Origin of the sequence: Luteolibacter flavescens (assembly GCF_025950085.1) — a bacterium.
Classification (GTDB): Bacteria; Verrucomicrobiota; Verrucomicrobiia; order Verrucomicrobiales; family Akkermansiaceae; genus Haloferula; species Haloferula flavescens.
Genome location: NZ_JAPDDS010000008.1, coordinates 172,424 through 197,368, shown reverse-complemented (window position 1 = coordinate 197,368; position 24,945 = coordinate 172,424). Strand labels below are relative to the sequence as shown.

The 24,945-nt window shown below is 63.0% G+C and carries 15 protein-coding genes and 1 tRNA gene; 15 read left to right on the top strand and 1 reads right to left on the bottom strand.

Features of this window, described 5'->3' with window-relative positions:
• Nucleotides 1-262: 262 nt before the first annotated feature.
• On the bottom strand, nt 263-916 hold the full coding sequence (locus OKA04_RS15535) for a type I 3-dehydroquinate dehydratase (RefSeq protein WP_264502100.1): 654 nt from the start codon (nt 914-916) through the stop codon (nt 263-265).
• Between the two features lie 224 nt (nt 917-1,140).
• Between OKA04_RS15535 and OKA04_RS15530 the strand changes: the two genes are divergently transcribed.
• From OKA04_RS15530 to OKA04_RS15460, 15 genes are all read left to right on the top strand, one after another.
• Nucleotides 1,141-1,776 carry an Amuc_1102 family pilus-like protein gene (locus OKA04_RS15530; RefSeq protein ID WP_264502099.1) on the top strand — a complete coding sequence of 212 codons (636 nt, stop codon included), beginning with the start codon at nt 1,141-1,143 and terminating at the stop codon, nt 1,774-1,776.
• 57 nt (nt 1,777-1,833) lie between these two features.
• Entirely contained in the window at nt 1,834-3,708 is a 1,875-nt protein-coding gene (mul2B, locus tag OKA04_RS15525; protein WP_264502098.1) for an Amuc_1101 family PilM-like pilus complex protein, read from the top strand.
• A 37-nt stretch (nt 3,709-3,745) separates the two neighbouring features.
• On the top strand, nt 3,746-4,768 hold the full coding sequence (locus OKA04_RS15520; RefSeq protein ID WP_264502097.1) for an Amuc_1100 family pilus-like protein: 1,023 nt from the start codon (nt 3,746-3,748) through the stop codon (nt 4,766-4,768).
• A gap of 7 nt (nt 4,769-4,775) precedes the next feature.
• Nucleotides 4,776-5,822 (top strand): Amuc_1099 family pilus-like system protein, encoded by a 1,047-nt coding sequence (locus tag OKA04_RS15515; protein WP_264502096.1) that lies wholly within the window; start codon nt 4,776-4,778, stop codon nt 5,820-5,822.
• An 81-nt stretch (nt 5,823-5,903) separates the two neighbouring features.
• Nucleotides 5,904-8,516 (top strand): Amuc_1098 family type IV pilus outer membrane protein, encoded by a 2,613-nt coding sequence (locus OKA04_RS15510; protein ID WP_264502095.1) that lies wholly within the window; start codon nt 5,904-5,906, stop codon nt 8,514-8,516.
• Nucleotides 8,517-8,666: 150 nt separating this feature from the next.
• Nucleotides 8,667-10,592 carry a transcription termination factor Rho gene (gene rho / locus OKA04_RS15505; RefSeq protein WP_264502094.1) on the top strand — a complete coding sequence of 642 codons (1,926 nt, stop codon included), beginning with the start codon at nt 8,667-8,669 and terminating at the stop codon, nt 10,590-10,592.
• A 211-nt stretch (nt 10,593-10,803) separates the two neighbouring features.
• Nucleotides 10,804-12,807: a hypothetical protein gene (locus OKA04_RS15500; RefSeq protein WP_264502093.1), complete on the top strand. Its 2,004-nt coding sequence runs from the start codon at nt 10,804-10,806 to the stop codon at nt 12,805-12,807.
• 119 nt (nt 12,808-12,926) lie between these two features.
• Complete coding sequence (locus OKA04_RS15495) at nt 12,927-13,994, top strand: ribonuclease D (RefSeq protein WP_264502092.1); 1,068 nt, start codon at nt 12,927-12,929, stop codon at nt 13,992-13,994.
• Nucleotides 13,995-14,131: 137 nt separating this feature from the next.
• Nucleotides 14,132-16,675, top strand: a complete 2,544-nt coding sequence (gene gyrB / locus OKA04_RS15490) for a DNA topoisomerase (ATP-hydrolyzing) subunit B (protein ID WP_264502091.1) — start codon at nt 14,132-14,134, stop codon at nt 16,673-16,675.
• A gap of 123 nt (nt 16,676-16,798) precedes the next feature.
• Nucleotides 16,799-17,242 carry a hypothetical protein gene (locus OKA04_RS15485; protein ID WP_264502090.1) on the top strand — a complete coding sequence of 148 codons (444 nt, stop codon included), beginning with the start codon at nt 16,799-16,801 and terminating at the stop codon, nt 17,240-17,242.
• 17 nt (nt 17,243-17,259) lie between these two features.
• Nucleotides 17,260-17,622, top strand: coding sequence for a hypothetical protein (locus tag OKA04_RS15480; protein WP_264502089.1), 363 nt, complete (start codon nt 17,260-17,262; stop codon nt 17,620-17,622).
• Nucleotides 17,623-17,634: 12 nt separating this feature from the next.
• Nucleotides 17,635-20,391, top strand: coding sequence for a DNA gyrase subunit A (gene gyrA / locus OKA04_RS15475; protein WP_264502088.1), 2,757 nt, complete (start codon nt 17,635-17,637; stop codon nt 20,389-20,391).
• Between the two features lie 97 nt (nt 20,392-20,488).
• Nucleotides 20,489-20,565, top strand: a tRNA-Pro gene (locus tag OKA04_RS15470).
• 191 nt (nt 20,566-20,756) lie between these two features.
• Nucleotides 20,757-22,031, top strand: a complete 1,275-nt coding sequence (locus OKA04_RS15465; protein WP_264502087.1) for a phospholipase D-like domain-containing protein — start codon at nt 20,757-20,759, stop codon at nt 22,029-22,031.
• A 510-nt stretch (nt 22,032-22,541) separates the two neighbouring features.
• Complete coding sequence (locus tag OKA04_RS15460) at nt 22,542-24,914, top strand: beta strand repeat-containing protein (protein ID WP_264502086.1); 2,373 nt, start codon at nt 22,542-22,544, stop codon at nt 24,912-24,914.
• Nucleotides 24,915-24,945 lie beyond the last annotated feature (31 nt).

Here is a 24,945-nt window from a genome sequence, read left to right as displayed (position 1 = left end):
GGCCCGGCCATTCCTAAGCCCGGGCCAACGGCCCGGGTTGGATGCAGACGAAAGTGGCGGGCCAAAGGTCCGCGATAAGTGTCAGGCCCGCCTTCGCCGGATTACCACGACTCGCGCTTGGTCTTCACCGGTCACGGCCCTACAGACCGCAAATCCCCATCGGATCACCTACCCCGGGCGATGCCCGGGCCTTTGGCCCTATGGACTCGCCGTGATCCACAGGGCATTCGAAATCGGACGGGCCGAAAATTCCCCGGCACTATCACCCCCCGCACCCTATCACCGACACCCCCACTGCCTCCTTCAGCAACCGCGCGCTCCACTGCCCCGGTGCCGTCGGCGCATTCCCGATATAGCCGTAATTCAAAACCGACCCGTACTGCGCACACAGCAACCGCGACACCGGTGCCAGCGGCCCCATCCCCATCAGCGAGAGGGGCAGGGGATGCTTCATTTGAAGCAGGCCCGCCAGTCTCTCCAGATCCGCCATCTCATGCAGCCGGATCGCCGCTTTGAAACACGCCGCGCCCGCTGCCGCCGCCTGCTCCGCCATCGCCGGGATCTTCCCGTAGGAATCCGCCCGGCCCTCGAAATCATGCCACGAGGCCACCCACGGCACTCCTTGGCCCGCAGTCGCTTCCAGAGCCCCGGCCATCTCCCCGGTCCCCGCGGACACCAGCTCCACATCCACCAGCGCCGCCTCGGCGAGCACCGCCTCCAGCAGCCCGGACCGCTGCGCCGCCGTCAGGTCGCCCGCGCCGCCCTCGTCCCCGCGTCGTGCAGTGAAAAGCATTGGTATACCCGCCAGATGCGCCCACGGACGCGCCGCCGGATTCTCCAAAAGATCCAGCCGGATCTCCACCAGATCGCACGCCTCTTCGGCCTCCTTGTTAGTCGTCGCGACGAGGCTATCCACATTTCCGAAACTCCCCACCACCCGCGGCTTCGCGGGGTCCAGAATCCATTGCGCGTGGCTCACCCGGGAAGCAGAAACGGCGGCCCGCATGGCTGTCAACCGCGGTGGTCGATGCTCCGCGTCTCCGATGTAAATACGTGATGGATTTTTCTAGCACGCGGCGCGATTTTCTCTGGTCAATACCCGGAGCCATTCCCTAGTTCTCCAAAAACAGAAAGCCCACCATGAAACATCGTCACAGTCTGTTCCGTAGGCCGGCGCTCGCCGCCATCGCTGCCTCCTTTGCCGCGCTCGCCTTCATGGCGGCACCCGCTTCCGCCCAAACGAAGGCGAACGTGGGCACCCTCGTTTTCGACGACATCCCTTCGCCGGAAGTCAACACCGGCAAGGCCAAGAGCTTCCGCCCCAAGGACTGGCTCGAAGTTGAAGTGGGCATCAAGATCCCCGCTGGCAACGCCGAGCAGAAGAAGATCGGCTTCATCAACCAGGTGACCGTGAAGTGGTATGTCGCGATGGCGAATCCCGACGGCAAGGGCGTGATCAAGCTCTCGAAGACCATCAACCACATCAATGTCCCCATCGATGAGGAGATCTTCAGCTCCGTTTACATGTCGCCGTCCGCCATCAAGCGCCTGACCGGCAAGGACAAGGCCGGCAAGAGCGCCGTCCGCGCCGTGGGCGTGGAAGTGCTCGTCGATGGAGTGAAGGTCGGCGAAGCCGCCGAGAAGGAAAAGGTCGGCTGGTGGAATGCCGGCAGCCTTTCCGACCAGAGCGACAAGTTCCCGCTCCTCAACAAGGACGAGACCCCGTTCTCCATGCTCTGGTGGGATCGCTACGCCGAGATCCAGAAGGAGCGCTAATTTTCCTTCGCGTCCCCGGTCCCCGACGCCAAAACCCCGTTTTTTACAAAGCCCGTCATGGCTGACACACAGTCCTCTATCGCACTCAATATCGGCTCCCAGCGCGTGAGCATGGCCGTGTTCGAACCGTCGAAATCCGGCGGCCTCGTTCTCAAGGCATATGACAGCGAGGTGATCCTCGCCGATCCCGCCACTGAAGCATCCCGCCCGGCCCAGATCGGCTACGCCATCGGCCAGCTCACCCAGCGGCTGAAGGCCGGCAAGGCAAAGGTCCGCTACGCGGTCTCCGGCCAGTCCGTCTTCACCCGCTTCGTGAAGCTCCCGCCGCTCGGCGATGACGATATCGAGCAGCTCGTCACCTTCGAGGCGCAGCAGCACGTGCCCTTCCCCCTCAGCGAGGTGGTCTGGGACTACGAGATCCTCGAAAGCGCCGGCGAAAAGGAAGTCGTGATCGTCGCCATGAAGGCGGAGTCGCTCGACGAGCTCAATGAGTCCGTCACCGGCACCGGCCTCGCCACCGCCGAGGTGGATGTGGCCCCGATGGCCCTCTACAATGCCTTCCGCGCCGCCTATCCGGGCGTGGACGAGCCCATCCTGCTCATCGACATCGGCGCGAAGTCCACCGACCTGCTCTACATCGAGGGCAAGCGCTTCTTCACCCGCAGCGTGAACCGCGGCGGCGTCTCCATCACCTCCGCCATCTCGAAGGAGTACGGCGTTTCCTTCGCCGATGCGGAAGGCCACAAGACCCACGGCGGTCTCGTCGCCCTCGGCGGCGGCCACACCGAGCAGCTCGACGAAACGACCGCTGCCCTGGCCACCACCATCCGCAATGCGCTGGGCCAGCTCCCCTCGGAGATCGCCCGCACCACGAACTACTACCGCAGCCAGCAGGGTGGTAATGCGCCGAAGCGCATCATCCTCGCCGGTGGTGGCGCGAACCTGCCCTACACGAAGGAGTTCTTCGAAGAAAAGCTCCACCTGCCCGTCGAGTTCTTCAATCCCGTCGGCGCCATCGCCGTGGGCAAGGGCGTCGATACCGACAAGCTCGGCCGCGAGGCGCACCTCATGGGTGAGCTCATCGGCCTCGGCCTCCGCGCCACCGGCAAGTCGTCCGTCAATATCGACCTCGTCCCGACGAAGGTCCAGGCCGCCCGCCTCGCCGAGAAGCAGAAGCCGTTCTTCATCGGTGCCGCTGCAGCCCTGCTCATCGGCCTCGGTGCCTGGGCCGGTCTCACCACCGTCGCCGCCTCGAAGGCGAAGGAAGAGGCCAGCAAGATGACCGAGCAGAAGGAGCAGCTCACCAGCATCGCGGGCCCGATTTCCTCGGAGTTCAAGAAGCAGGAGCAGCTCGTCGCGCTTGCCACCCAGTTCACCAGCTCGGAGGCCGATCGCACCTTCTGGCTCGAGCTGATCCAGGAGATTCAGGCCGGTTTCGCCAGCGACTCCGCTTGGATCACCGACTTCGATCCCGTCTTCAATTACAACCCGCTTGGTACTGCCGACGACCTCAAGAAGTCGAAGTCCACGGTGAAGGGCGAGTTCTACACGTTGGGATACGGCGTCAGCGGCCTTGAGGGCATCAAGGTGGAGGCACCGGCTCCTGCCCGCAATGCACCGCGGAATGCCGCTCCGGCACCGGAGATCACTCCCACTGCAAATGCCATCCGCCTTCGCGGCTTCTGGCGCGCGGGCGAGGGGAATCCCAAAGGTAGCAATCTGGTCTATGAACTGATCGGCCGCCTTCGCAAGGAGCCCTTGCACCTCCGTTTCACTGTCGACCAGATCGATCCGAAGACCAAGAAAGTCACCGTCGTCGATCTCGAAGACTCGAAGCTCGTTCCGAAGCTCGAGAGTGCTCCGGCCTCTTCGGATTTCGCCGCTCCGTTCGAAGTCGTAATCCCGCTTTCCCGCGAGGTTCCCATCAAGTGATTCAACTCTTTAAAACCCCTTTCAACACGCCTCGACCATGAGCTGGATCCAGGAAAACCGTTTCGCCGCCGGATTGGGCGGCATCACCGCAGTCGCTGCCGCGGGCCTCATCTTCTGGGGCATCAAGGCTTCCGGCGACTACTCCACTGCCAAGGAGGAATACACCTCCGCCGCCGATGAGGTGGACCTCATGGCTGGTGGCAAGGTCTATCCGAGCGAAGACAACCTCCAGGCCAAGAAGAAGGCAGTCGCCGACTACAAGAAGTCGGTGGAGGACATGCAGGCTGCTTTCGAGAAATTCCGCACGCCGACCCCGGCGAATGTCGATCCCGCCGCCTTCAGCGACACGCTGCTGAAGGCGAAGGAGGTCGCCTCCAAGGCCTTCGCGGAGATCCTTCCGACCCCGACCGAAGTGCCTGCGGAGTTCTTCCTCGGCATGGAAGCCTACACCACCTCTCCGCCGGAGCGGGGTGCCACCGGCATCCTGACCTACCAGCTTGAGGCCCTCAGCGAGCTCATGGCGAATCTGGCTGCTGCAACGCCGGCCAAGCTCCTGAACATCCACCGCCCGCAGCTTGATGAAGAGAAGGCTGGTGCGAAGCCCTTCGATGCGAAAGGCAAGTCTTACCGCGCCCTGCCGGTCGAGATCGCCTTCAATGGCACCGAGGCTTCCGTCCGCAAGTTCCTCTCCTCGCTCGATGATTCGAAGACCCACTACTATGTGGTGCGCTCGATCCGTATCGTGAATGAGAGGCAGGTCGCCCCGACTTCCGCCGATGGCAACTTCGAGAAGACCGAAGAAGCCCAGCCGGATGCCGGTGCAGGCTCCTCCGATCCCTTCGGTGGTGCCGGTGGCTTCGTGCTGCCTGGCGATGACGCGGCCGCTCCTGCCGATGACGCGGCTCCTGCCGATGCTGCTGCTCCCGCTCCTGCCGCCGGTGGCGATGGAGTGATTCTTCAGCAGGTCCTCGGATCGGAGAAGCTCAACGTCTTCCTCCGCATCGACATCATCCAGTTCCTTGAGGCTCCCGCCGCCGCAGCACCCAAAGCCCAATCCTGATCCCGACATGTCCCAGCTTCCAAAAAACCTCGAAAAAATCCTGCTCGGTGTCGGCGGTGTCACCGCCCTTGCATGCGTCGGCCTGGGTGTCATGAAGACCAGCGCGGTCGATGCTGATTTCGTCCGCTCTGTTCCGTCCTCCGGCAAGGAGGAGATTGAGGTGCCAGAGGCACCGGAGGCCGCAAAGGCCGTCTCCTCCCTCACCTCGAATCGCGAGATCATCAAGCAGGAGCACGACGGTAGCCAGGTGGATACCTTCGTCGGCATCGCGCTCTTCGCCGATAAGAACGATCTGAACCGTTCCGTCGATCCACGCAAGGGAACCCCCGTTCACGAGGGTATCCCGAACAGCTGGTGGCTCGACAATGGCGCGAACATGACCTTCGCCAATTCGCCCGACCGCGATGACGATGGCGACGGCTTCACCAACCGCGAGGAATTCCTGGCCAAGACCCACCCGGTCGATGCTACTAAATATCCGCCGCTCGTGACGAAGCTCGCTTATGTGAAGGACGAATCCACCATGTGGTATGTCCAGTTCGGCCTTGAGTCGGGAGGCAAGTGGGCACCGCGTTTCGTCGCGCTGACCCCGGACAAGTCGAAGAAGCTCCAGAACCGCGTGAGCGCCGCCGAGATGCTCGCTGTCGGCGACACTTTCTTCAAGGAAGGCGACTTCGCGAACCGCTTCAAATTCGTCGGAATCGAGGAACGCGAGGTGAAGAGCGAGCGCACCGGCCTGGCCCAGAACGTCAAGATCGGCATCTTCGAAGAGCTCAAGGCCAACAAGGCGGGGGACAAGTATGAGTCCCAGGCAGGTCTCCCCGACGCCGAACTGGAGTCGAAGGCCTACTACGACCGCATTGCCGTGCTGGACCTCCGCGCCATCGGCTACGGTGGCAAGGAATTCAAGGTCGAGGAGCGCACCAAGTTCGCGCTTCCGCCGGATGCTCCCGAGAAGAATTACCTGCTCAAGAAAGTCACGCCCACCGGCATCGAAGTCGAGTACACCGACGCCAGCGGAGCGACCCAAACCCGCGAAATTCCAAAGGGCTGAATGCCTTTTGGAAAAATCAAATCGTTTTTGAAAATAGCGCTTCCCAACAGCCGGTTCGCCCGGCAGAACACAGCCCCAACCATGCAAAAAACGCCAATGCATCGCACCTACAGCACCGCTGCCGCCCTGATGGCCGTGGCCGCTGTGATGCCGGTCACGCTGACCACCGCCAACGCCGGAGAAGGATACTCCAGCGGCAGCTACAGCGGACTTGCCCAGAAAGAAATGATCCGCCGCCAGAATGCGGTCTCCCAGTCGGACACGCTCCGCGACGAAGGTCGTGAAGCCTATGCCAAGGGTGACTACAAGGTGGCAGTGGACAAGTACAAGGCCGCTCTGGACGTGCTTCCGGATGCACCGATGGTCAAGGACCGCCGGGACTACCTGACGCAGCTCCTTGCCGACGGTTCTTCCGCCCTTGGTGAGCAATACCGCAAGGTTGGCAAGTACAGCGAGGCCCGTCAGCTCGCGAATGACGTGCTCGCGTTGAACCCGAACAACGCTGAAGCCAAGCGCCTCAACGATTACCTCGACGACCCGATCCGCACGAATCCTGCGCTCACCTACGAGCACACGCAGAATGCCGACGAGGTCCGCCGCAAGCTCTACACCGCCGAAGGTGCCTACAACCTCGGCAAGTTCGACGAAGCCAACCTCACCTACGAGGAAGTGCTCCGCATCGACCCATACAACAAGGCTGCCCGCCGTGGTATGGAAGTCGTGGCCCAGGCCCGCGCCGACTACTACCGCGCTGCCTACGACCAGACCCGCGCCACCCTTCTCGCCGAAGTGGACCGCGCCTGGGAACTGGCCGTGCCTCCGATCGTCAATGAGGACCTGATCACCCCGGGCGGTGGCAACGACGCCAGCCTCGGCTCCGTCTCCATCACCGCAAAGCTCCGCCGGATCATCATTCCGGTGATCGACTTCGACAATACGTCGGTCGAGGAAGCCATCGACTTCCTTCGCGTGCGTGCCGTCGAGTTCGACACCAGCGAACTCGATCCAGCCAAGAAAGGTATCAACTTCGTGATCCGCAAGCCGCGCGCCGATGGTGGTGCCGCTGCTGCTGAGGGCGACGCAACCGCCGGTCTGGGTGCTGCCCAGGATCCCGGCGCGCTGCGCATCGACCAGCTCAGCCTGCGGAACATGCCGCTCTCCGAGGTCCTCCGCTATATCTGCGAAAAGACCCGCCTGCGCTACAAGGTGGACGATTATGCCGTCACCCTCGTCCCGGCTTCCGAGACCAGCGAAGACCTCATCAACCGCACCTTCACCGTGCCGCCGAACTTCCTCAGCCTTCTTGGCGAGGGTGCCGGTGGTGGCGGCGGTGGTGGTGGTAGTGACGATCCGTTCGCGGATAGCGGCAGCGGTGGTACGACGCTTCCTGTCCGTCGTACGATCGGTGAGTTGCTCAAGCAGAACGGTGTTACGGATGCAGCAGGCTCTTCCGCGTCCCTCACCGGCTCCCGCCTGGTGGTTCGCAACACCCCGACGAACATCGACCTCATCGAGTCCCTCGTGGACAACGTGAAGGATCAGACGCCGAAGCAGGTGAAGATCTCGACGAAGTTTGTCGAAATCTCCCAGGAGAACACCGACGAGCTCGGCTTCGACTGGATCGTTTCTCCCTTCGGTCTCTCCGCGAACCAGGTCTTCGCAGGCGGTGGCACGGTCGGCAACGGCCAGTCCCGCAGGAACACCGACTTCATCGGCGAGATCGCCGGTGTCACGATCCCGGGTATCCCTGCCGATCCGAGCACCAATGTCTCGAACATCGTGACCGCCGGCAACCGCTCCGGCCTCGGCGCGGTGAACCGCAACAGCATCGATGCGATCCTGAACAACACCGACCGCTCCGACTCGAGCGCGACCCCGGCTCCGGGCATCGCCGCCCTGACCGGCCTGTTCTCGGATGGCCAGGTGCAGATGATCATGCGCGGTCTCGCGCAGAAGAAGGGCACCGACCTCATGACCGCGCCGAGCATCACTGCTCGCTCCGGTGAGAAGGCGCTCATCGAGATCATCCGCGAATTCATCTACCCGACCGAATACGAGCCCCCCGAACTCCCGAACTCCATCGGCAGCAGCTTCGATGGCGGCGGTGGCGGCGGTCTCGGCCTGGGCAGCGCAAGCTCCTTCCCGGTCACCCCGGCGACCCCGACCTCGTTCGAGACCCGGAACACCGGTATCACCCTCGAGATCGAGCCGACCATCGGTGGCAATGACTTCGTGATCGACCTCCGCTTCGCACCGGAAATCGTCGAGTTCGAAGGCTTCGTCAACTACGGCAGCCCGATCCAGTCCCCGGCGACCGACTTCCTCGGCAACCCGACCACGGTGACCATCACGGAAAACCGTATCGAAATGCCGGTCTTCTCGACCCGCCGCGTGACCACCGCCCTGACCATCTATGACGGCTACACCGTCGCGGTCGGCGGCCTGATGCGCGAGGACGTGCAGACGGTTGAGGACTCGGTGCCGATCTTCGGTGATATCCCGATCGTTGGTCGTCTGTTCCAGTCGAAGGCTGAAAACCGGATCAAGAGCAACCTGATCATCTTCGTGACCGCGAACATCATCGATGCGACCGGTCGTCCGCTCCGCGGCGTCGAGGCTACCCCTCGCGCTGACCTGGGTGGTGACCCGATGATGGATGTCGGCACCGGTGTGCTGCCTCCGATCGAGCAGTGATTCGTCACTGATCCACACGAGGATCAAACTATCTGAAGACGGCCGGGAGAGCGATCTCCCGGCCGTTTTTTCGTTTCCAGAAAGGCGAGGGGGAAGTGGGCGCATCATTTCGGCGTTGCCCGTGGCGGCGGCCCGGCGTCAACTCCGGTCGTGCTTGTCTTTGGCCTCAGTGGCGGGATCGCCAGCGGGAAATCCACCGCCTGCCGCATCCTGCAGGAAGTGTGTCCCGGTGCGGTCATCTTTGACGCGGATGCGTGCGTCCACCGGCTTTTCGCGTGGGATGCGGCGGTCGTTTCCGCCGTGCGGGAGCGGTTTGGCGACGGGGTGATCACGGCGGCCGGGGCGGTGGATCGCGGCGCCCTGCGCGGTGCCGTCTTTGGCGATGCGGAAGCGCGGAGGGACCTGGAGCGGATCGTTCATCCCCGGGTGCGGGAGGAATGTCTTGAATCTTTGGCGGTTGCCCGCAAACTCCCGGCGTCCCTGTTCGTGGCGGACATCCCGCTCCTGTTCGAGAACGCATTCGACTTCGGGCAGCACGGAAACCTCCTGGTGGCGGCCGGTCTCGAAACCCGGTATCGGCGGATCCGCGAGCGGAATGGCTTCGACGATGCCACCATCGCTTCCATCCTCGCGGCGCAGATGCCCCAGGAGGAAAAGCTGCGCAGGGCCGACCATGTCTTATGGAACGAGGGACCGCCCTCCGTTCTCGGAGCGCAGTGGCTGCGCTTCCTCCACTCCCACGCCATCATGAGCGACGATACCAGCCTGCCTGAAACCCCTGCCACTGCCGCACCGGCCGTCCAGGAAGCAGCACCCTTGCCCCAGACCATCGATATCAATGCCTTCCGCCAGAAGCCGCTCGGAGAGCTGCTGACCATGGCCGAGGCCGTGCCCGCCCGCATCACGCCGGGCGCGCCAAAGACCCAGCTCGTCTTCGAGCTGCTCAGCTTTTACGCGAACGAGGGTGCAACGCTGATCGGCGAGGGCATCGTGGAGCAGGCGAAGGAAAACTACGCGATGCTGCGCGACCCGGCCCGGAGCTTCCGGACCTCGCCGGACGATCTCTACATCAATGGCCACCTGCTGCGTGACCACGTCCTGCGACCGGGGAATCGCGTGAAGGTGCGCATCCGTGCGCCGCGCGACCGGGACAAATATCTTTCCGCTACTGAGATCCTCGAGATCGAGGGCATCCCGGTCGCCGACTACAAGACGCCGAAGGAATTCGACAAGCTCACCCCGCTTTTCCCCGACCGACGCATCGTGCTGGAAGGGGATGGCCCGGAGTCGGTGGGCGTCCGCGTGCTCGACCTCGTCGCGCCGCTGGGCAAGGGCCAGCGCGGCCTCATCGTCGCGCCGCCGCGCGGGGGTAAGACCATCCTGCTGAAGCAGATCGCCAAGTCCATCCGCCGGAATCACCCGGAGGTGGAGCTGATCGTGGTGCTGCTGGATGAGCGCCCGGAGGAAGTCACGGACTTCGAGGAGACCGTGGGTGCCGCCGTTTACGCCTCCACCTTTGACGAGCCCGCCCGCCGCCATGCTCAGGTCGCGGACCTCGTCATCGAGCGCGCCCGCCGGCTGGTGGAGCAGGGGAAGGATGTCGTGCTGCTGCTCGACAGCCTCACCCGCCTCGCCCGCGGCCACAATTCCGCGAACCAAGGCGGCCCGATCGGCAGCGGCGGCATCAGCCCCGCGGCCCTGCAGAAGTCGCGCAAGTTCTTCGGCAATGCCCGCAATGTCGAGGAAGGCGGCAGCCTCACCGTCCTGGCGACCGCGCTCATCGAGACGGAGAACCGGATGGACGACGTGATTTTCGAGGAATTCAAGGGCACGGGCAACATGGAGGTCCGTCTGGACCGCGAGCTCGCGGAAAGACGTGTCTTCCCGGCCATCCATATCCCGCAGAGCGGCACCCGGAATGACGAGCGCCTGTATCATCCCGAGGAGTTCGTGAAGGTGCTCGACCTGCGCCGCCAACTCGCCCAATTGCCGATCGGAGATGCGATCGAGACACTCCTGAAAAATCTCAGGGCCACGAAGACAAACGCGGAATTATTGCTCCGCGGATTGCGATGATGGACCTTGTAAAGACCATGTAACGCGTTGGTCCCTGAAAGGTTGAGATGCTTGAAACAGCGGGGTTTTCAGGCTGCTTTCGATCTGAGAAATCTTCTTGTCAAAGCGAAACGTGCGCGAAAGGTTTCAGCCCATGCAAACCCACCGGCTTGTAGCCACTGCAGCAACATTTCTTGGTCTCACTCTCACGGCGGCCCGCGCGGATCTGTACATGGAGTTGCAGATCAACAAGCGCCACCTCCAGACGGGTGGATTTGCCGTCCGGTTCGACCAGGGCGACATGAACCTCTATCTCCAGGATGGCGAGGTGAATCTCGCCGCCTGCTCGAGCGACCCGCAGCTTTTCTTCTACGGCCCGCACCTCGGCTGCGCCCTCGGTATCACGGGATATGTCGCTTATGGTGACTTCAATCGCGACGGCGTGTCCGACGCGAACCAGTATTGGTCCATCGACAGCGTGGTTCCCGCTTTCCGCGTCGCTCCCGGTTTCCCGGACCTTTGCTCGCTGATCTCCGCTCCGCCGAGCAAGCTGCCGCGCCCGCTGAAGCTTTTCCGCGACGGCAAGGTGACCGTCTTCCATGACCTCCGCACGCCGCAGGTCACCCAGTACAATCTGGCCTTCTACGAAATGGTCCGCCGCTACGGCTCCGTCCGCCAGGTGGAGACCGCCGTGGCCGCCGGCACCATCGATGCCACCGCCGCCACCGGCACGATCAATGTGGTCGTCACCGGTCAGGGCATCGTCGGCTCCCCGCTCACCATCCCGGTGACGCTGGTCCCGCAGACGGAGGACACGACGATCCTGCCGCTCTTCGCCGAGGAGTGGGCCGAGAACGTCCGCGTGGCCCTCGCCGCGCAGCCCGCCATCACCTCGCTCTACACCGTGAGCGGCAGCGGCAATGCCATCGTGCTCACCGAGATCACGCCGAATGGCAATGACGCCACCCTGAACGTGGCCATCACGCCGGGCACTTTCACGAGCCCGAATTTCCCGATCGACACCAGCGTGAACTCCGTGGCCGGCACCGTGGTGGCCGCCCCGGCAGCCGCGCTGAAGCAGATGAATGAGGAGCTGGTCAACGGCCGCTACATCTTCTCTTTCCCGAGCCTGCAGAACCCGCAGAGCGTCCCGGTGAACATGCCGGTGACCATCGTGCCGAACGTCGAAGCCTTTGGCTCGAATCCCCGCAAGAAGGGTGGATTCCAGTTCCTGAACGGCAAGTTCGACAACGGCTACTACCAGATGGACCCCCGGATCATCAACACGATCCGCTGGACCGGCAACGACGCGACGAACATCGTCCCGGGCGACCAGATCTACTTCTCCATCCTGACCCCGGCGGAAGATCGTCTTTCCTTCCCGCCGACCATCCCGCAGGCCCCGGTCATCCTGTCCTCGCCGACCGTGCAGAGCTACACCCTGCCACCTTCGTTCTACGACGTGGGCCAGGAAGGTGTCGTGGACGTGCGCTACCAGCGTGACCTCTCGGTCTCCCCGAGCACGAAGGATCGCTCGCGCCGCGAGTTCCGCATGCGTGTGAAGTTCGTGGACACCTACGCGGGCTACGCGCAGCTCACCTTCCCGCTGGGAACGAACCGCGACACCAGTGCGAACGGTAACTACGATGGCGACGCCCTGAGCAATCTCGAGGAGTATGCCTTCCAGTTCCCGACCAATGCGGACCTGAATGCGACTGCCCGTGAAACCTTCGTCCCGGCGCTCGTTCCCGAGTCCGGCGCGCCGGGCTTCCCGCTGCTGGTCGAAGAATTCAACCGCGTGATCCAACAGGAGCCCGAGCCGATCCTCGATGCCGCCGCCCAGCCAGCCGGTCCCATCGGGCCTGAGCTGGATGGCACGAACCGCATCGTCTATCGCGTGCCGAAGCGCGCCCGCACCGGCACCAGCCTGAACTACAGCTTCGTGGAAAACACCACGAACGCGAAGGGCAAGGTGAAGAGCAAGAAGATCAAGGCCGGTCCGAAGTGGGAAATCATCGAGGAAAGCGGTCCGACCGTGACCCGCAACGTGCAGATCGAGGTGACCGTCCTCGATCCGACCACCCGCGAGGTTTACTTCGTCCGGACCCGCTCGGGCACCACGAACGTGAATATCACGCAGAAGTACCTGACCCTGCGCAGCAAGGCTCCGGTCAAGAATCCTGCGGCACCGCTGCCGACGCTGGCCGTGAAGGTCGCATCGGTCGATATCCGGTAATTGCGGAGAGGTGGAACATCTGGCGCATGCCACTTGCATTCCATCGAGTTTGATTTGAAACTCCGGGCCCGTTACGGGGTCCGGAGTTTTTCCATATACATAGAGTCCCGGCCTTATTCATGTCTTCTCCAGTATTGGTTCACACGTCTGATGATCTTGCGGCATTGTTGAGCCGCTCGGGTAGCTCGGAGATTTGTGCCATCGATACCGAGGCGGATAGCCTCCACCGCTACCGTGAGTCGCTGTGTCTGGTGCAGTTTTCCTGCGGGGGTGAGAATGTGCTCATCGACCCCTTGGAAATCCAGGATCTCGCTCCGCTGGGGACCTTCCTCGAGGGGCGGACGGTGTGGATGCACGGCGCGGACTACGACATGACCATGCTGCGCCGGGCCTTTGGTACCTTGCCGCCGGCGGTGTATGATACCCAGATCGGCGCGCGCCTGCTCGGCGTGCGGCGCTTCGGCTTGGCGGATCTGGTGGAGCTTTACTTCGGTGTGGTGCTCTCGAAGTCGTCCCAAAAGGCGGACTGGGGCAAGCGCCCGCTCTCTCCGAAGATGATGGAGTACGCGCTGAATGACGTGCACTTCCTCCTGCCGATGGGAGAGAAGATCTCTGCGGAGTTGAAAGCGAAGGGCCGCTACGAGTGGTTCCTGGAGAGCTGCGATGCCGCCCGCATCAAGGTGCTGGAGCGCGACGAAACCCGTGGCGAGCCATGGCGCATTCAGGGCTCCGGGCGTCTCGACCGCGCGGGTCTGAATTTCCTGAAGTCACTCTGGGAGTGGCGCGACGCCGAGGCTGCCTCGTGGGATCGCCCGTCCTTCATGGTGGTGACAAACCGGCAGCTCATCGACTGGAGTCTCGCGCTCTGCTCCGGCAAGCGCATCGACATCCCGCCGCACTATCGCCCGGAGCGGCGGAAGCGCCTCATGGAGGTGCTGGATGCCGCGCGTGCGCGTCCGCAGGAGGAGTGGCCGGAGAAGCCGCGCGGCCTGCGCCGGCGTCGTGACTCGGAGTTTGACGCCCGTGTGGCGGCCCTAATTTCCGCCCGCGATGCGAAGGCCGCGGAGCTGGATATCGATGGTTCGCTGATCGCGCCCCGGTCCATCATCGAGTCGATTGCCGAGGGTGAAGCGGCCCCGGCGGACGTGCTTTTGCGCTGGCAGCGCGAGTGCCTCGGGATGGGCTGATTTTGCGTCGTTTCTTCGTCATGTAACCGGCAGAGGATGAACCGGTTGCATGGGTGGAAAATCTGGCCCGTTTTATCGGGTTTTTCGGCATTCAGTCCTTGTCTCGCGCGCGCGTATTTCAGACCTTTTGCGCGCCCATGTCCGAAGAGCATCAGGAGCCTGAAAAGGCCGATACGAACGTCAGCGGTGACCAGGAATACAGCGCCGCCCAGATCGACAAACTCGAAGGCTTGGAGGCCGTCCGCAAGCGGCCCGGCATGTACATCGGCGACCCCGACGAGCGCGGCCTGCACCACTGCGTTTTCGAGGTTCTCGACAATTCCATCGACGAGCACCTCGCGGGCTATTGCGACCGCATCAGGGTCTCGATCCATGTCGATGGCTCGATCTCCGTGGCTGACAATGGCCGCGGTATCCCGGTCGATGTTCACCCGAAATTCGGCATCCCGGCGGTCGAGCTGGTGCTGACGAACCTACACGCGGGCGGCAAGTTTGGCCAGGGCGCCTACAAGTATTCCGGCGGTCTGCACGGCGTGGGCGCGAAGTGCGTGAACGCTCTCTCGGATTGGTTCAAGGCGGAGGTCTATCGCGATGGGAAGGTCCACGCGATCTCCTTCGAGCGCGGCAAGACGACCCTGCCGCTGCACGTGGTGGGCGAGGTGGATGCGAAGCGCACCGGCACCACGATCACCTTCTTCCCGGACGCGACCATCTTCGTCGATACGATCGAGTTCCAGTTCGACCGGCTCTCGACGCGCATGCGCGAGCTCGCCTTCCTGAATCCCGGCCTGACTATCGACCTCGAGGACGAGCGCCCGGAGTCTGCACGAAAGACGTCCTTCTTCTACGCGAAGGGCATCGTGGAATTCGTGAACGAACTCGGGAAGAGCAAGACGGTCATCCACGACGAGCCCGTCAGCATTTCCGGCAAGCGCCAGATCGAGATCGACTACGACGGCAAGCAGTCGCAGGAGGATGTCTTCGCCGATATCGTCTTCCAGTACAACGACTCATACAACGACCAGATCCTCTGCTTCGCGAACTCGATTCCGAACGCGGACGGTGGCACTCACCTCACCGGCTTCCGCACGGCGCTGACCCGCGGCATCAACCAGTACGCGAAGGCGAACAAGATCCTGAAAGAGAAGGACGTGGCGCTGACCGGCGATGACGTTCGCGAGGGCCTCGTCTGCGTGATCTCCGTGAAGATGCCGAGCCCGCGCTTCTCCTCGCAGACGAAGGGCAAGCTGGTGAACTCGGAGATCGAGGGCGTCGTCTCCTCCATCGTCTATGAGGGCCTCGTCCAGTACTTCGACGAGAACCCGGCGCTGGCGAAGAAGGTCATCGAGAAATCGCTGAATGCCGCGCGTGCCCGTGAGGCCGCACGCAAGGCCCGCGAGACGGTGCGGAAGTCCGCGCTCTCCGGTGGCGGGCTGCCAGGCAAGCTGGCGGACTGCTCCGAGCGCGATCCGGCGAAGTCCGAGCTGTACATTGTCGAAGGTGACTCCGCAGGTGGCTCGGCCAAGCAAGGCCGGGACCGCCGCACGCAGGCCATCCTGCCGCTGCGCGGAAAGCTCATCAACGTGGAGAAGGCCCGCCTGCACCGCGCGCTGCAGAACAAGGAAATCCAGAACCTGATCACCGCCATCGGCGCGGGCATCGGCGATGGCGAGCAGGACGGCTCCTTCAATATCGACAAGGTCCGCTACCACAAGGTCGTCATCATGACCGATGCCGACGTGGACGGCTCGCACATCCGCACGCTGCTGCTGACCTTCTTCTGCCGCCACATGCCGGAGCTGGTGAAGCGCGGCTTCCTCTACATCGCGCAGCCGCCGCTCTACCTCGTCACGCGGAAGAAGCGGTCCGAATACGTTCAGGACAATGACCAGCTCAACAAGATCCTCATCGAGCTCGGCTCCAGCGAGGTGGAACTGCGCACGCAGGACCAGTCCCGCAGCTTCTCCCCGGAGGAGCTGAAGGTGATCCTGGAGAACCTGTCCGCGCTTTCACGCTACTCGAATTCCATCGAGGGCAATGGCGGCCGCTTCAAGGAATACCTCGCCGCGCGCCGCGACGGGAAGCTGCCGGAGTACATGATCCGCGTCCGAATCGGGAATGATGAGAGCGTGCTCTACTTCCCGGATGAAGTCGCGCTGCGTGCCTACGCCGCGGAGAACCGCGACCTGCGCCTCTTTGACGAGCCGCTGACGGATGAAGAGGCTGCCGCGCACACCGGCCCGTCCCGCCGCGCGAATCTCCACGAGCTGCACGAGTCGCACGCCATCGCGCGCATCTTCAGCCGCCTGAATGAGAGCGGCATCGATACCGCGAAGTTCTCCGATGACGACACGCCGCTCTTCGAACTCCTCGAAGGCGACGGCGAGAAGCAGAAGATCCATCCGGTCTTCTCGCTGCCCGAGGTGCTCGTTCGCGTCCTCGAGATCGCCAGCCGCGGCGTCCAGATCAAGCGATTCAAGGGTCTGGGCGAAATGAATGCCAAGCAGCTCTTCGAGACCACCATGGACCCGGAGACCCGCCAGTTCCTCCGCGTCCGCCTCGACGAGGACAATGCCGTGGAGGCCGACAAGATGTTCGACGTCCTCATGGGCGACATCGTCGAGCCGCGGAAGCGGTTCATCGAAGACAACGCGCTGAACGTCCGGAATCTCGACGTGTAACCGATGCCCGGTGACAAACCAAAGCTGACGAGGGAAAGGATTTTGGCCGCCCTCGACGCTCTTGACGCCATCCTTCAGCGGAAGGGCGTCATGGGTGAGCTTTGCATCTTCGGTGGGGCCACCATGGTCCTTGCGTTCGATGCCCGTCTGTCCACGCGTGATGTCGATGCGGTCTTCATGCCGAAGAGTGAGATTTCCGGAGCTGCGGAGCAGGTCGCGGAAAATCTGGGGCTTCCGGCTTCTTGGCTGAATGACGGGGTCAAGGGCTTCGTGTCGGCCACCGGCGAGCTGACGGATGAGGGCATGCCACAGTGGCCGAATCTCCGCATACTCCGTCCATCCACCCGCTACCTGCTGGCAATGAAGTGCATGGCCAGCCGCGTGGCAGGCTACGATGGAGGAGGGGACCGGGCCGACATCGTGTTGCTCTGCCGGGAGCTCGGCTTCACCACGAGCAAGCAAGTCCTCGACGTTGTCGCGGAGTATTATCCCGCCGAGATGATTTCCGCGAAGACCACTTTCTTCATCGAGGAAATCATCGCCGAGATAGAAGGAGGCAAGCCATGAAATCTCTCGCCGTACCCATGACCGAGGCATTCGGTGAAGTGAGCAGCGACGAAGACTTCGGCTATGCGCTCCGCGACTTTCTGGATCGCTTCCGTGAGCAGCCCGACTTGTCGCTGATCACGGACGAGCCCGCCTTGCTTGAGCCGACACTCAGCGACGGCGGCCACGCGGATGCGTTTCTTGCAGCCACCGCGGCTTGGCTTGCCAACAACCACCGGCTACGCGTGCCGGATTGGGCGAAGGGCTCCACCCGCGCACTGGCAGAGCCACGCTTCGCCGCCCGCTCTCACAATCTTCGAATGGTCCTGCTTCAGGAAAGCCCCACCGAGTTCCGCCTCCGCAATCTCTTCGTCTCCGCCAACGCGCTTTCCCGCGCCTGAACTTTTTCCCGCATGTCTCAAGATTCGATCAAACCCATCAACGTCGCCGAGGAGCTTTCCAGCTCGTTCCTCGAGTACTCGATGTCGGTCATCATTTCGCGCGCGCTTCCGGATGTGCGCGACGGCCTGAAGCCTTCCCAGCGCCGCGTGCTCTATGCGATGCGCCAGCTCGGCGTGACGCCCGGCAAGGCCCACGTGAAGTGCGCGAAGATCGTCGGTGAGACGATGGGTAACTACCACCCGCACGGCGACCAATCCATCTACACCACCCTCGTGAACATGGGCCAGCCATGGTCGATGCGCGAGATGCTCGTGGACGGGCAGGGGAACTTCGGCTCGGTGGAAGGCGATGCCGCGGCATCCATGCGATACACCGAGGCGCGCCTGCACCACCTGGGCATGGCGATGATGGAGGACCTCGACAAGGACACCGTCGACTTCCAGCCGAACTACGACGGCTCGCTGGAGGAGCCCTCGGTGCTCCCGTCCGCTTTCCCGAATTTCCTCGTCAATGGCGGCACCGGCATCGCCGTCGGCATGGCGACGAACCTCGCCCCGCACAACCTGGGCGAAGTCATCGACGGCATCTGCGCGCAGATCGACAATCCCGAGATCACGTTGCCGGAGCTGATGCAGTACATCAAGGGGCCGGACTTCCCCGTGTCCTGCGAGATCCGCGGCATCCGCGGCATCGAGGAATACTTCCGCACTGGGCGCGGCTCCATGCGCCTCCGCGGCAAGGTGGAGATCGAGGAAAACGAGAACGGCAAGTCGCTCATCGTCATCCGCGAGGTCCCCTACGGCGTGAACCGCGCCGTGCTGCAGGAGCGCATCGCGGAGCTGGTGAATGAAAAGGCGCTCACCGGCATCTCCGGCATGCGTGACCTTTCCGACGAGGAGACGCGCATCGAGATCGAGCTGAAGCGCGACGCCCGCGCGCAGGTCGTGGTCGCGCAGCTCTTCAAGCTCACCGCGCTGGAGACGTCCTTCAGCGTGAACATGCTGGCGATTCACAAGAACCGCCCGAAGCAGCTTTCGCTGAAGGAGGTCATCGACGCCTACATCGAGCACCGCCGCGAGGTCGTCATCCGCCGCACACGCTTCTTGCTGGGCAAGGCGGAAGAACGCGCCGAGCTGCTGGAGGCCTTCCTTCTCGCGCTGGGCCACCTCGATGACTTCATCAAGATCATCCGCGACTCGAAGAACCGCGACGAGGCCCGCGAACGCCTCGCCGCCTATCAATTCTCCACCGCCACCGCCGAGGGGCTGGGCATCCTCATCCGCTCGCAGGCCGCCGTGCAGGGAGACCGCTATGTCTTCAGCGAGCGCCAGGTGAATGCCATCCTCGAGCTGCGTCTCTATCAGCTCACCGGCCTGGAGCGCGACAAGGTGAAGGGCGAGTACGACGAGATCCTCGAGACCATCAAGGACCTGCTCGACATCCTCGCCCGCGAGGAGCGCGTGCTGAATATCATCAAGGACGAGCTCCGCGCGATCCGCGAAAAGCACGCCACCCCGCGCAAGTGCCCCATCCTCGCCGAGGCCGGCGAGATCGCGATGGAAGAGCTCATCGCCAATGACGCGATGATCGTCACCCTCTCGCACCGCGGCTACGTGAAGCGCACCCCGGCCACCGAGTACCGCCTGCAGGGCCGCGGCGGCAAGGGCCTGAAGGGCATGGAGACAAAGGCCACCGCGAAGGACGAGGCCGACGATTTCATCGAGCATCTCTTCAGTGTCCAGGCGCACGATTACCTGCTCTTCTTCACGAATACCGGCCGCGTCTATGTCGAGCGCGTCTATGGCCTGCCCGAGGGCTCGCGCACCTCGACGGGCCGCAGCATCAAGAACGTCCTCGACCTGAAGCCCGACGAGAAGATCGCCGCGCTGCTGCGCCTCGAGCGCGCGACCGATGAGAATGGCAACGACGTGACCTTCCGCGAGGACGCCGGCTACATCTTCTTCGCCACCCGCAATGGCAAGGTGAAGAAGACCGCGCTGAATGACTTCCGCAACTACCGCAAGGCCGGCCTCACCGCCATCAACCTCGACGAGGGCAATGACCTCATCGGCGTGAATCTCACCACGGGTGACAACGAGATCATCCTCGTCACCCGTGATGGCATGAGCATCAAGTTCACCGAAGGCGTTTACAAGAAGCCCCAGGGAGAGCCCGAGGATGGTGAGGAGCCGGAGTCGGAAGAAGAAGCCTCTGAAGACGAGGGCAGGCCGCAAATCCGTCCGCAAGGCCGCGCGACCGCCGGTGTCACGGGCATCCGCCTGCGGAAAGATGACTATGTCGTCGGCATGGCGATCGTTTCGGAGGAGACGATGCTACTCGTCGCCTCGGAAAACGGTCTCGGCAAGCGCACCGCCTTCTCCAGCTATCGCTCCCTCCGCCGCGGCGGCCTGGGTGTGAAGACGCTCAACGTCACCGACAAAACTGGCAAGGTCGTCAGCGCTGTCGCCGTCACCGAGGAAGACGAGCTCATGCTCATGACCTCCACCGGCCAGAGCATCCGCATCAAGGTCGGCGGTGAAAAGGGCATCCGCGAGACCGGCCGTGTCGCCCAGGGCGTGAAGCTCCTCACGCTGAAGGAAGGCGAGAAGCTCCAGGACGTCGCCATCGTCATCCCTGACGGTGAGGACGCTGTCGGCGAAGACTCCGCGGCCCTCGCGGGCGACGAGTCATCCTCGGATGCGGGCACCGTTTCCGGTGAATCCACCGCCGCCGATGGAGATGCCCCGGACAGCGGGGACGAGTCCTGATCAAGCGGACCTCCGGTGGGCGAATATAATGCGGATTGGCATGGCTTTCCTCTTGCCAGTCCGCCCCCGTCCACCGATGGTCCCGCCCGTCAAGTCACGGGGCGTAGCTCAGCCTGGTAGAGCGCCTGCTTTGGGAGCAGGATGTCGTCAGTTCGAATCTGGCCGCCCCGACCACCATCTGTCCCGGTGGTTTTTGTGAGACTTCAAATGATGGCTCGTCAGGGCTGTCGCCCTTCCGGCGGATCGGGCTATTGAACGAGCCTCAACCGCGCCGTCGCATTACGGTGGTCTCGTGAGGAAAATCCGTTGCGGTTTCCGTGGCTTGGGCCAAATGGAGAGAGCCGCCGTGGCGCTCGTCCCTATCCATGAAAATTCGTAGCTCGGATCTCCTGTTGATCGGCGCAACTGCCGCCATATCAATCGCTGCCACCATCTTCGGGAAGAATTTCATCGCGGGGGAGAAGAAGATCAAACGCCGGATCCGCCATCTTTACGGCGTTCATGATCCACAATTCGAGCGTGCGATGAGCCAGCTCCTGGGGCCACCCATCCTCGATGGGAACAAGGTCGAGGCTCTCCACAACGGGGAAGCCATCTTTCCGGCCATGCTCGCTGCCATCGAGAGCGCTCAGCGCACGATCACCTTCGAGACATTCATCTACTGGGACGGCCTGATATCGCAGAAGTTTGCGGAAGCCCTCTCCCGCAAGGCCCGGCAGGGAGTCAGGGTCCATGTGCTGATCGATGGCGTCGGCTGCAACTGCCTCGATGCCGCCTCGCTGAGGCAGATGCGCGAGGCCGGCGTGGAGCTGGAGATCTACCACATCGCGAACCTCGCCCGCGCCAATCACCGGACCCACCGCAAGCTGCTTGTAATCGATGGCAAGCTTGGCTTCACCGGCGGAGTCGGGATTGCCGATGAATGGGATGGCGATGCACGCGGGCCGGATGAGTGGCGGGATTCTCACTATCGTGTGGAGGGCCCCGTCGTGGCGCAGATGCAGGCTGCCTTCCTGGACAACTGGATGAAAACCCGCGCCGTCGTCCTTCATGGGGATGACTACTTTCCTCACTTGGAGAAGAAGGGTTCCCACCGTTGCCAGATGTTCAAGAGTTCGCCGATGGAGGGCAGCGAGAGCGCGAGGCTCATGTTCAATCTCTCCATCACCTCGGCACGGGAGTCCGTGAAGATCGGGAATGCCTACTTCGTTCCGGACGATCTCACCACTGCCGCGCTCATAGAGGCGGCGGCGCGCGGTGTCCGGGTCACGATCCTCGTGCCCGGTTCGCAGATCGATTCACAACTGGTCCACCACGCCTCCCGCAATCGCTGGGGCGAGCTGCTGCGCCACGGCATCAAGGTCTATGAATTCCAGCCCTCCATGTATCACTGCAAGTGCATGATCATCGATGATCTGTGGACATCCGTGGGCTCGGCCAACTTCGACAACCGCTCGTTCCGCCTGAACGATGAGGCAAACCTCAGCGTGATCGATGAAGGCTTCGCCCGCGATGCCTCCGCCAAGTTTGATGAAGACCTGGCGAGGTCGCGGGAGTTCATCTTGGAAGATTGGGAGTCACGTGATCTTGCGACGAAGGCCTCGGATTGGGTCGTGTCGCTGACCCGCTCCCAGCTCTAGTCCCATTGCCAGAATAGGGTGCTTGCCAATCCGGGATGGTTTCCCGGCTCGGCACCGTTTCCTATTTGGCGGCGCTGGAACCGGTGCGCTTCACCTCGGGATCAATCCGCGCGCCGAGGTCGGCATGACCCTATAACGGTACCGGTGATATGATGATCGACGAGCCCGGGCTGTATCCGATCTGGCAACCGGCGAGATAGTGGTCTTGCAGGTGCGTTGTGGCGCTGATGCCTGCCTCGCGGTGGGCGATACACCGTTGCTATTGATCGGCTGGATCGTGCGGCAGGTCAGCAAGTTTCGCGATGATATACCGATATGCGTGCAGAGTGCGCGGTTTGCCTGATTTCTGCCGCTAGTCCATCGCCGAGTCATTTTGCAAGCCGCCAAGAGGTAGGATGTCATCATCTGGTTTCGGGTTGACGCCATAAATGGCGCTCTTCAAACAACTCGATACCCATGAAACCCATTAATCGATCACTCTGCCGTCAGGCTTCACTTTTTCTGACTCTCATGCCTCTGGGCGGCATCGCCACGGCGGCCACCGTGGACTCCGCCGCTTCGGGAAATTGGAATGCCACGGCGACCTGGTCCGGTGGCGTGGTCCCGCTCCCCGGAGCCGCTGATACCGCCAATATCCTCACGGGGCACACGGTGCTCTACACGAATGGAGCACCCTTCGCGGGCCTCGATGGGTCGAATGATTTCGGCGTGAGCAATGGGAATTCCATCAACATCAATGGCGGCGTGCTCAGCCAGTCTGAAGGTGGATGGTGGGTGCGCATCGGTCACAAGGGCGTGGGCACCCTCAATATCAATGACGGACGCTTCCACGTGACCGACTCCACCGGCGGCGGCACCAATCTCCAGGTGGGCGTGGAAGCCAATGGCAACGGCACCATCAAGGTCGGCGACAATACCGGGGCCGCCGGCAGCGCCGTGCTCAATCTCCGCGACCGCGTGGACCTGTCCCCGAATGTCGGCGCATTCACCATGAATCTCGCCCCCTCCACGGGAACGGTCGGCGTTGTCACCATCAACTCCGACGGCGTGCTCGAAGGCGACCAGAAGACATGGAACGGCACCACCATCGTCCTGAATCCCCATATCCGCATCGGGCAATCGACCTCCGATTTTCAGAGCGTCCTCACGGTGAATGACGGCGGGAAATTCAATGCACGGGGCAATGTCGAGGTTGGCGCGGGTGGCGGAGCCAAGGGCTTCCTCCATCTGGACGGCTTCCCGGCTCGCATGGACATGACGGACGGGGAGCTCACCGTCGGCTTCACCGGCACGGGAGCGATGACGGTGGAGGATTTCGCCGTCTTCTCCAGGGTCAATACCGTCGAAGCGAGATCCGATCTCTATGTCGGCCGGAATGGCACCGGCAACGGTACGATCACCATCGCCACCGGAGGTGAGTTCCGTCGCGAAACGGGGGCGAACGTCGGTGACCTGCGCATCGGCTTCAATGGCACCGGCGTCCTGAATGTCGAACTCGACGGCCTCTACTACAATGCCTCGGGCAACTGGGACTGGCTCGGCCAGGGCACCACCGGCAACGGAACGGTCAACGTGAACGGAGGCACTTACGAGATCGCCGGGGCCTCGAATCTCATCGTGGGCCTCGATGGTACGGGCACCTACAATCATAACAGCGGCACCACCAATGTCAGCGGGATCCGGGCCGGCGTGAACAACGGCACAGGTCTCATCAACGTCGCGGACGGCTCATTCGTCGTCCGTGGAGCGCTCTTCTTGGGAGGTGACGCGCTCAACAGCCTGGGAACCGGCTCCGCCACCATGAATCAGACCGGTGGCGAGGTCTTGGTCGCCGGTTCGTTGGTCGTGGGCCTCGCGGCGAACCACAGCGCCACTTACAATCTTACCGCTGGCACCGCATCGCACACCGGCTCGGACATCAGCGTCGGCGAATCCGGCACCGGCACGCTCACCATCGCGGCCGGGGCGACACTCAACGACTCCTCCACCACCGCCGGGCAGCTCTTCGTCGGACGGAATGAGGGATCGAATGGCACGCTGATCGTGAATGGCACGCTCACCAAAACCAATGGCACCTTCCCCATCCGCGTCGGGAACGGCAATGCGGACGGAGTGGACAACACCAACGGCACCGGCCTCCTGGGAGGCACTGGTAGCATCTCCTCAGATACCGGAGTGCGCATCGGCGGCCACGGCACGCTCACCGCAGGTCTCACCACCACCGTCGGCGTCCTCGGCATCACGGGAAACCTCTCCTTCACCACCGGTGGCAAGTTCCACGTGGACGTCGACGGCGCCACCGCCGACCGGGTGAATATCACCGGCAATGTCGATCTTTCCGGCGACAACTTCACCTTCAATGCCCTCACCGCACCAACTGCCGAGAACTACATCCTCGCCAAATATACCGGCACGCTGACCGGCACGCCCTCCGGCATGAGCGTCCCCTCCGGCTATGCTCTCGAGCACGACGCCACCGCCAAGGAGATCCACCTGAAGAAAGTCACCGTCGGCGGGGGCTACTCGTCCTTCATCGCGCAATTCCCCGGTCTCAGCGAGGCGGACAAGCTCCCGGGCGCGGACCCGGATGGCGACGGCCTCAGCAACCTGATCGAGTATGCCATCGCGGGGATGAATCCGACCGCGCCGGATGCGTCGCCGGGCACTCTGGCGAATGGCATCCTGAGCTTCACCAAGCGCGCGAGCGCCGTGGCCAATGGGGACGTCATCTATGTGATCGAGGAGTCCACCACCCTCGGTGCGCAGCCCGACCCATGGACCGCCGTCAGCTCCTACATCGCCAATGACGCCACGACCATCTCGGCCACCATCCCGGTAGGCTCGGCCCGGCACTTCGCCCGCCTGTCGGTCACCGCGAATTGATCCGACGACTTGTCCTGTCGGCCTGATCGCA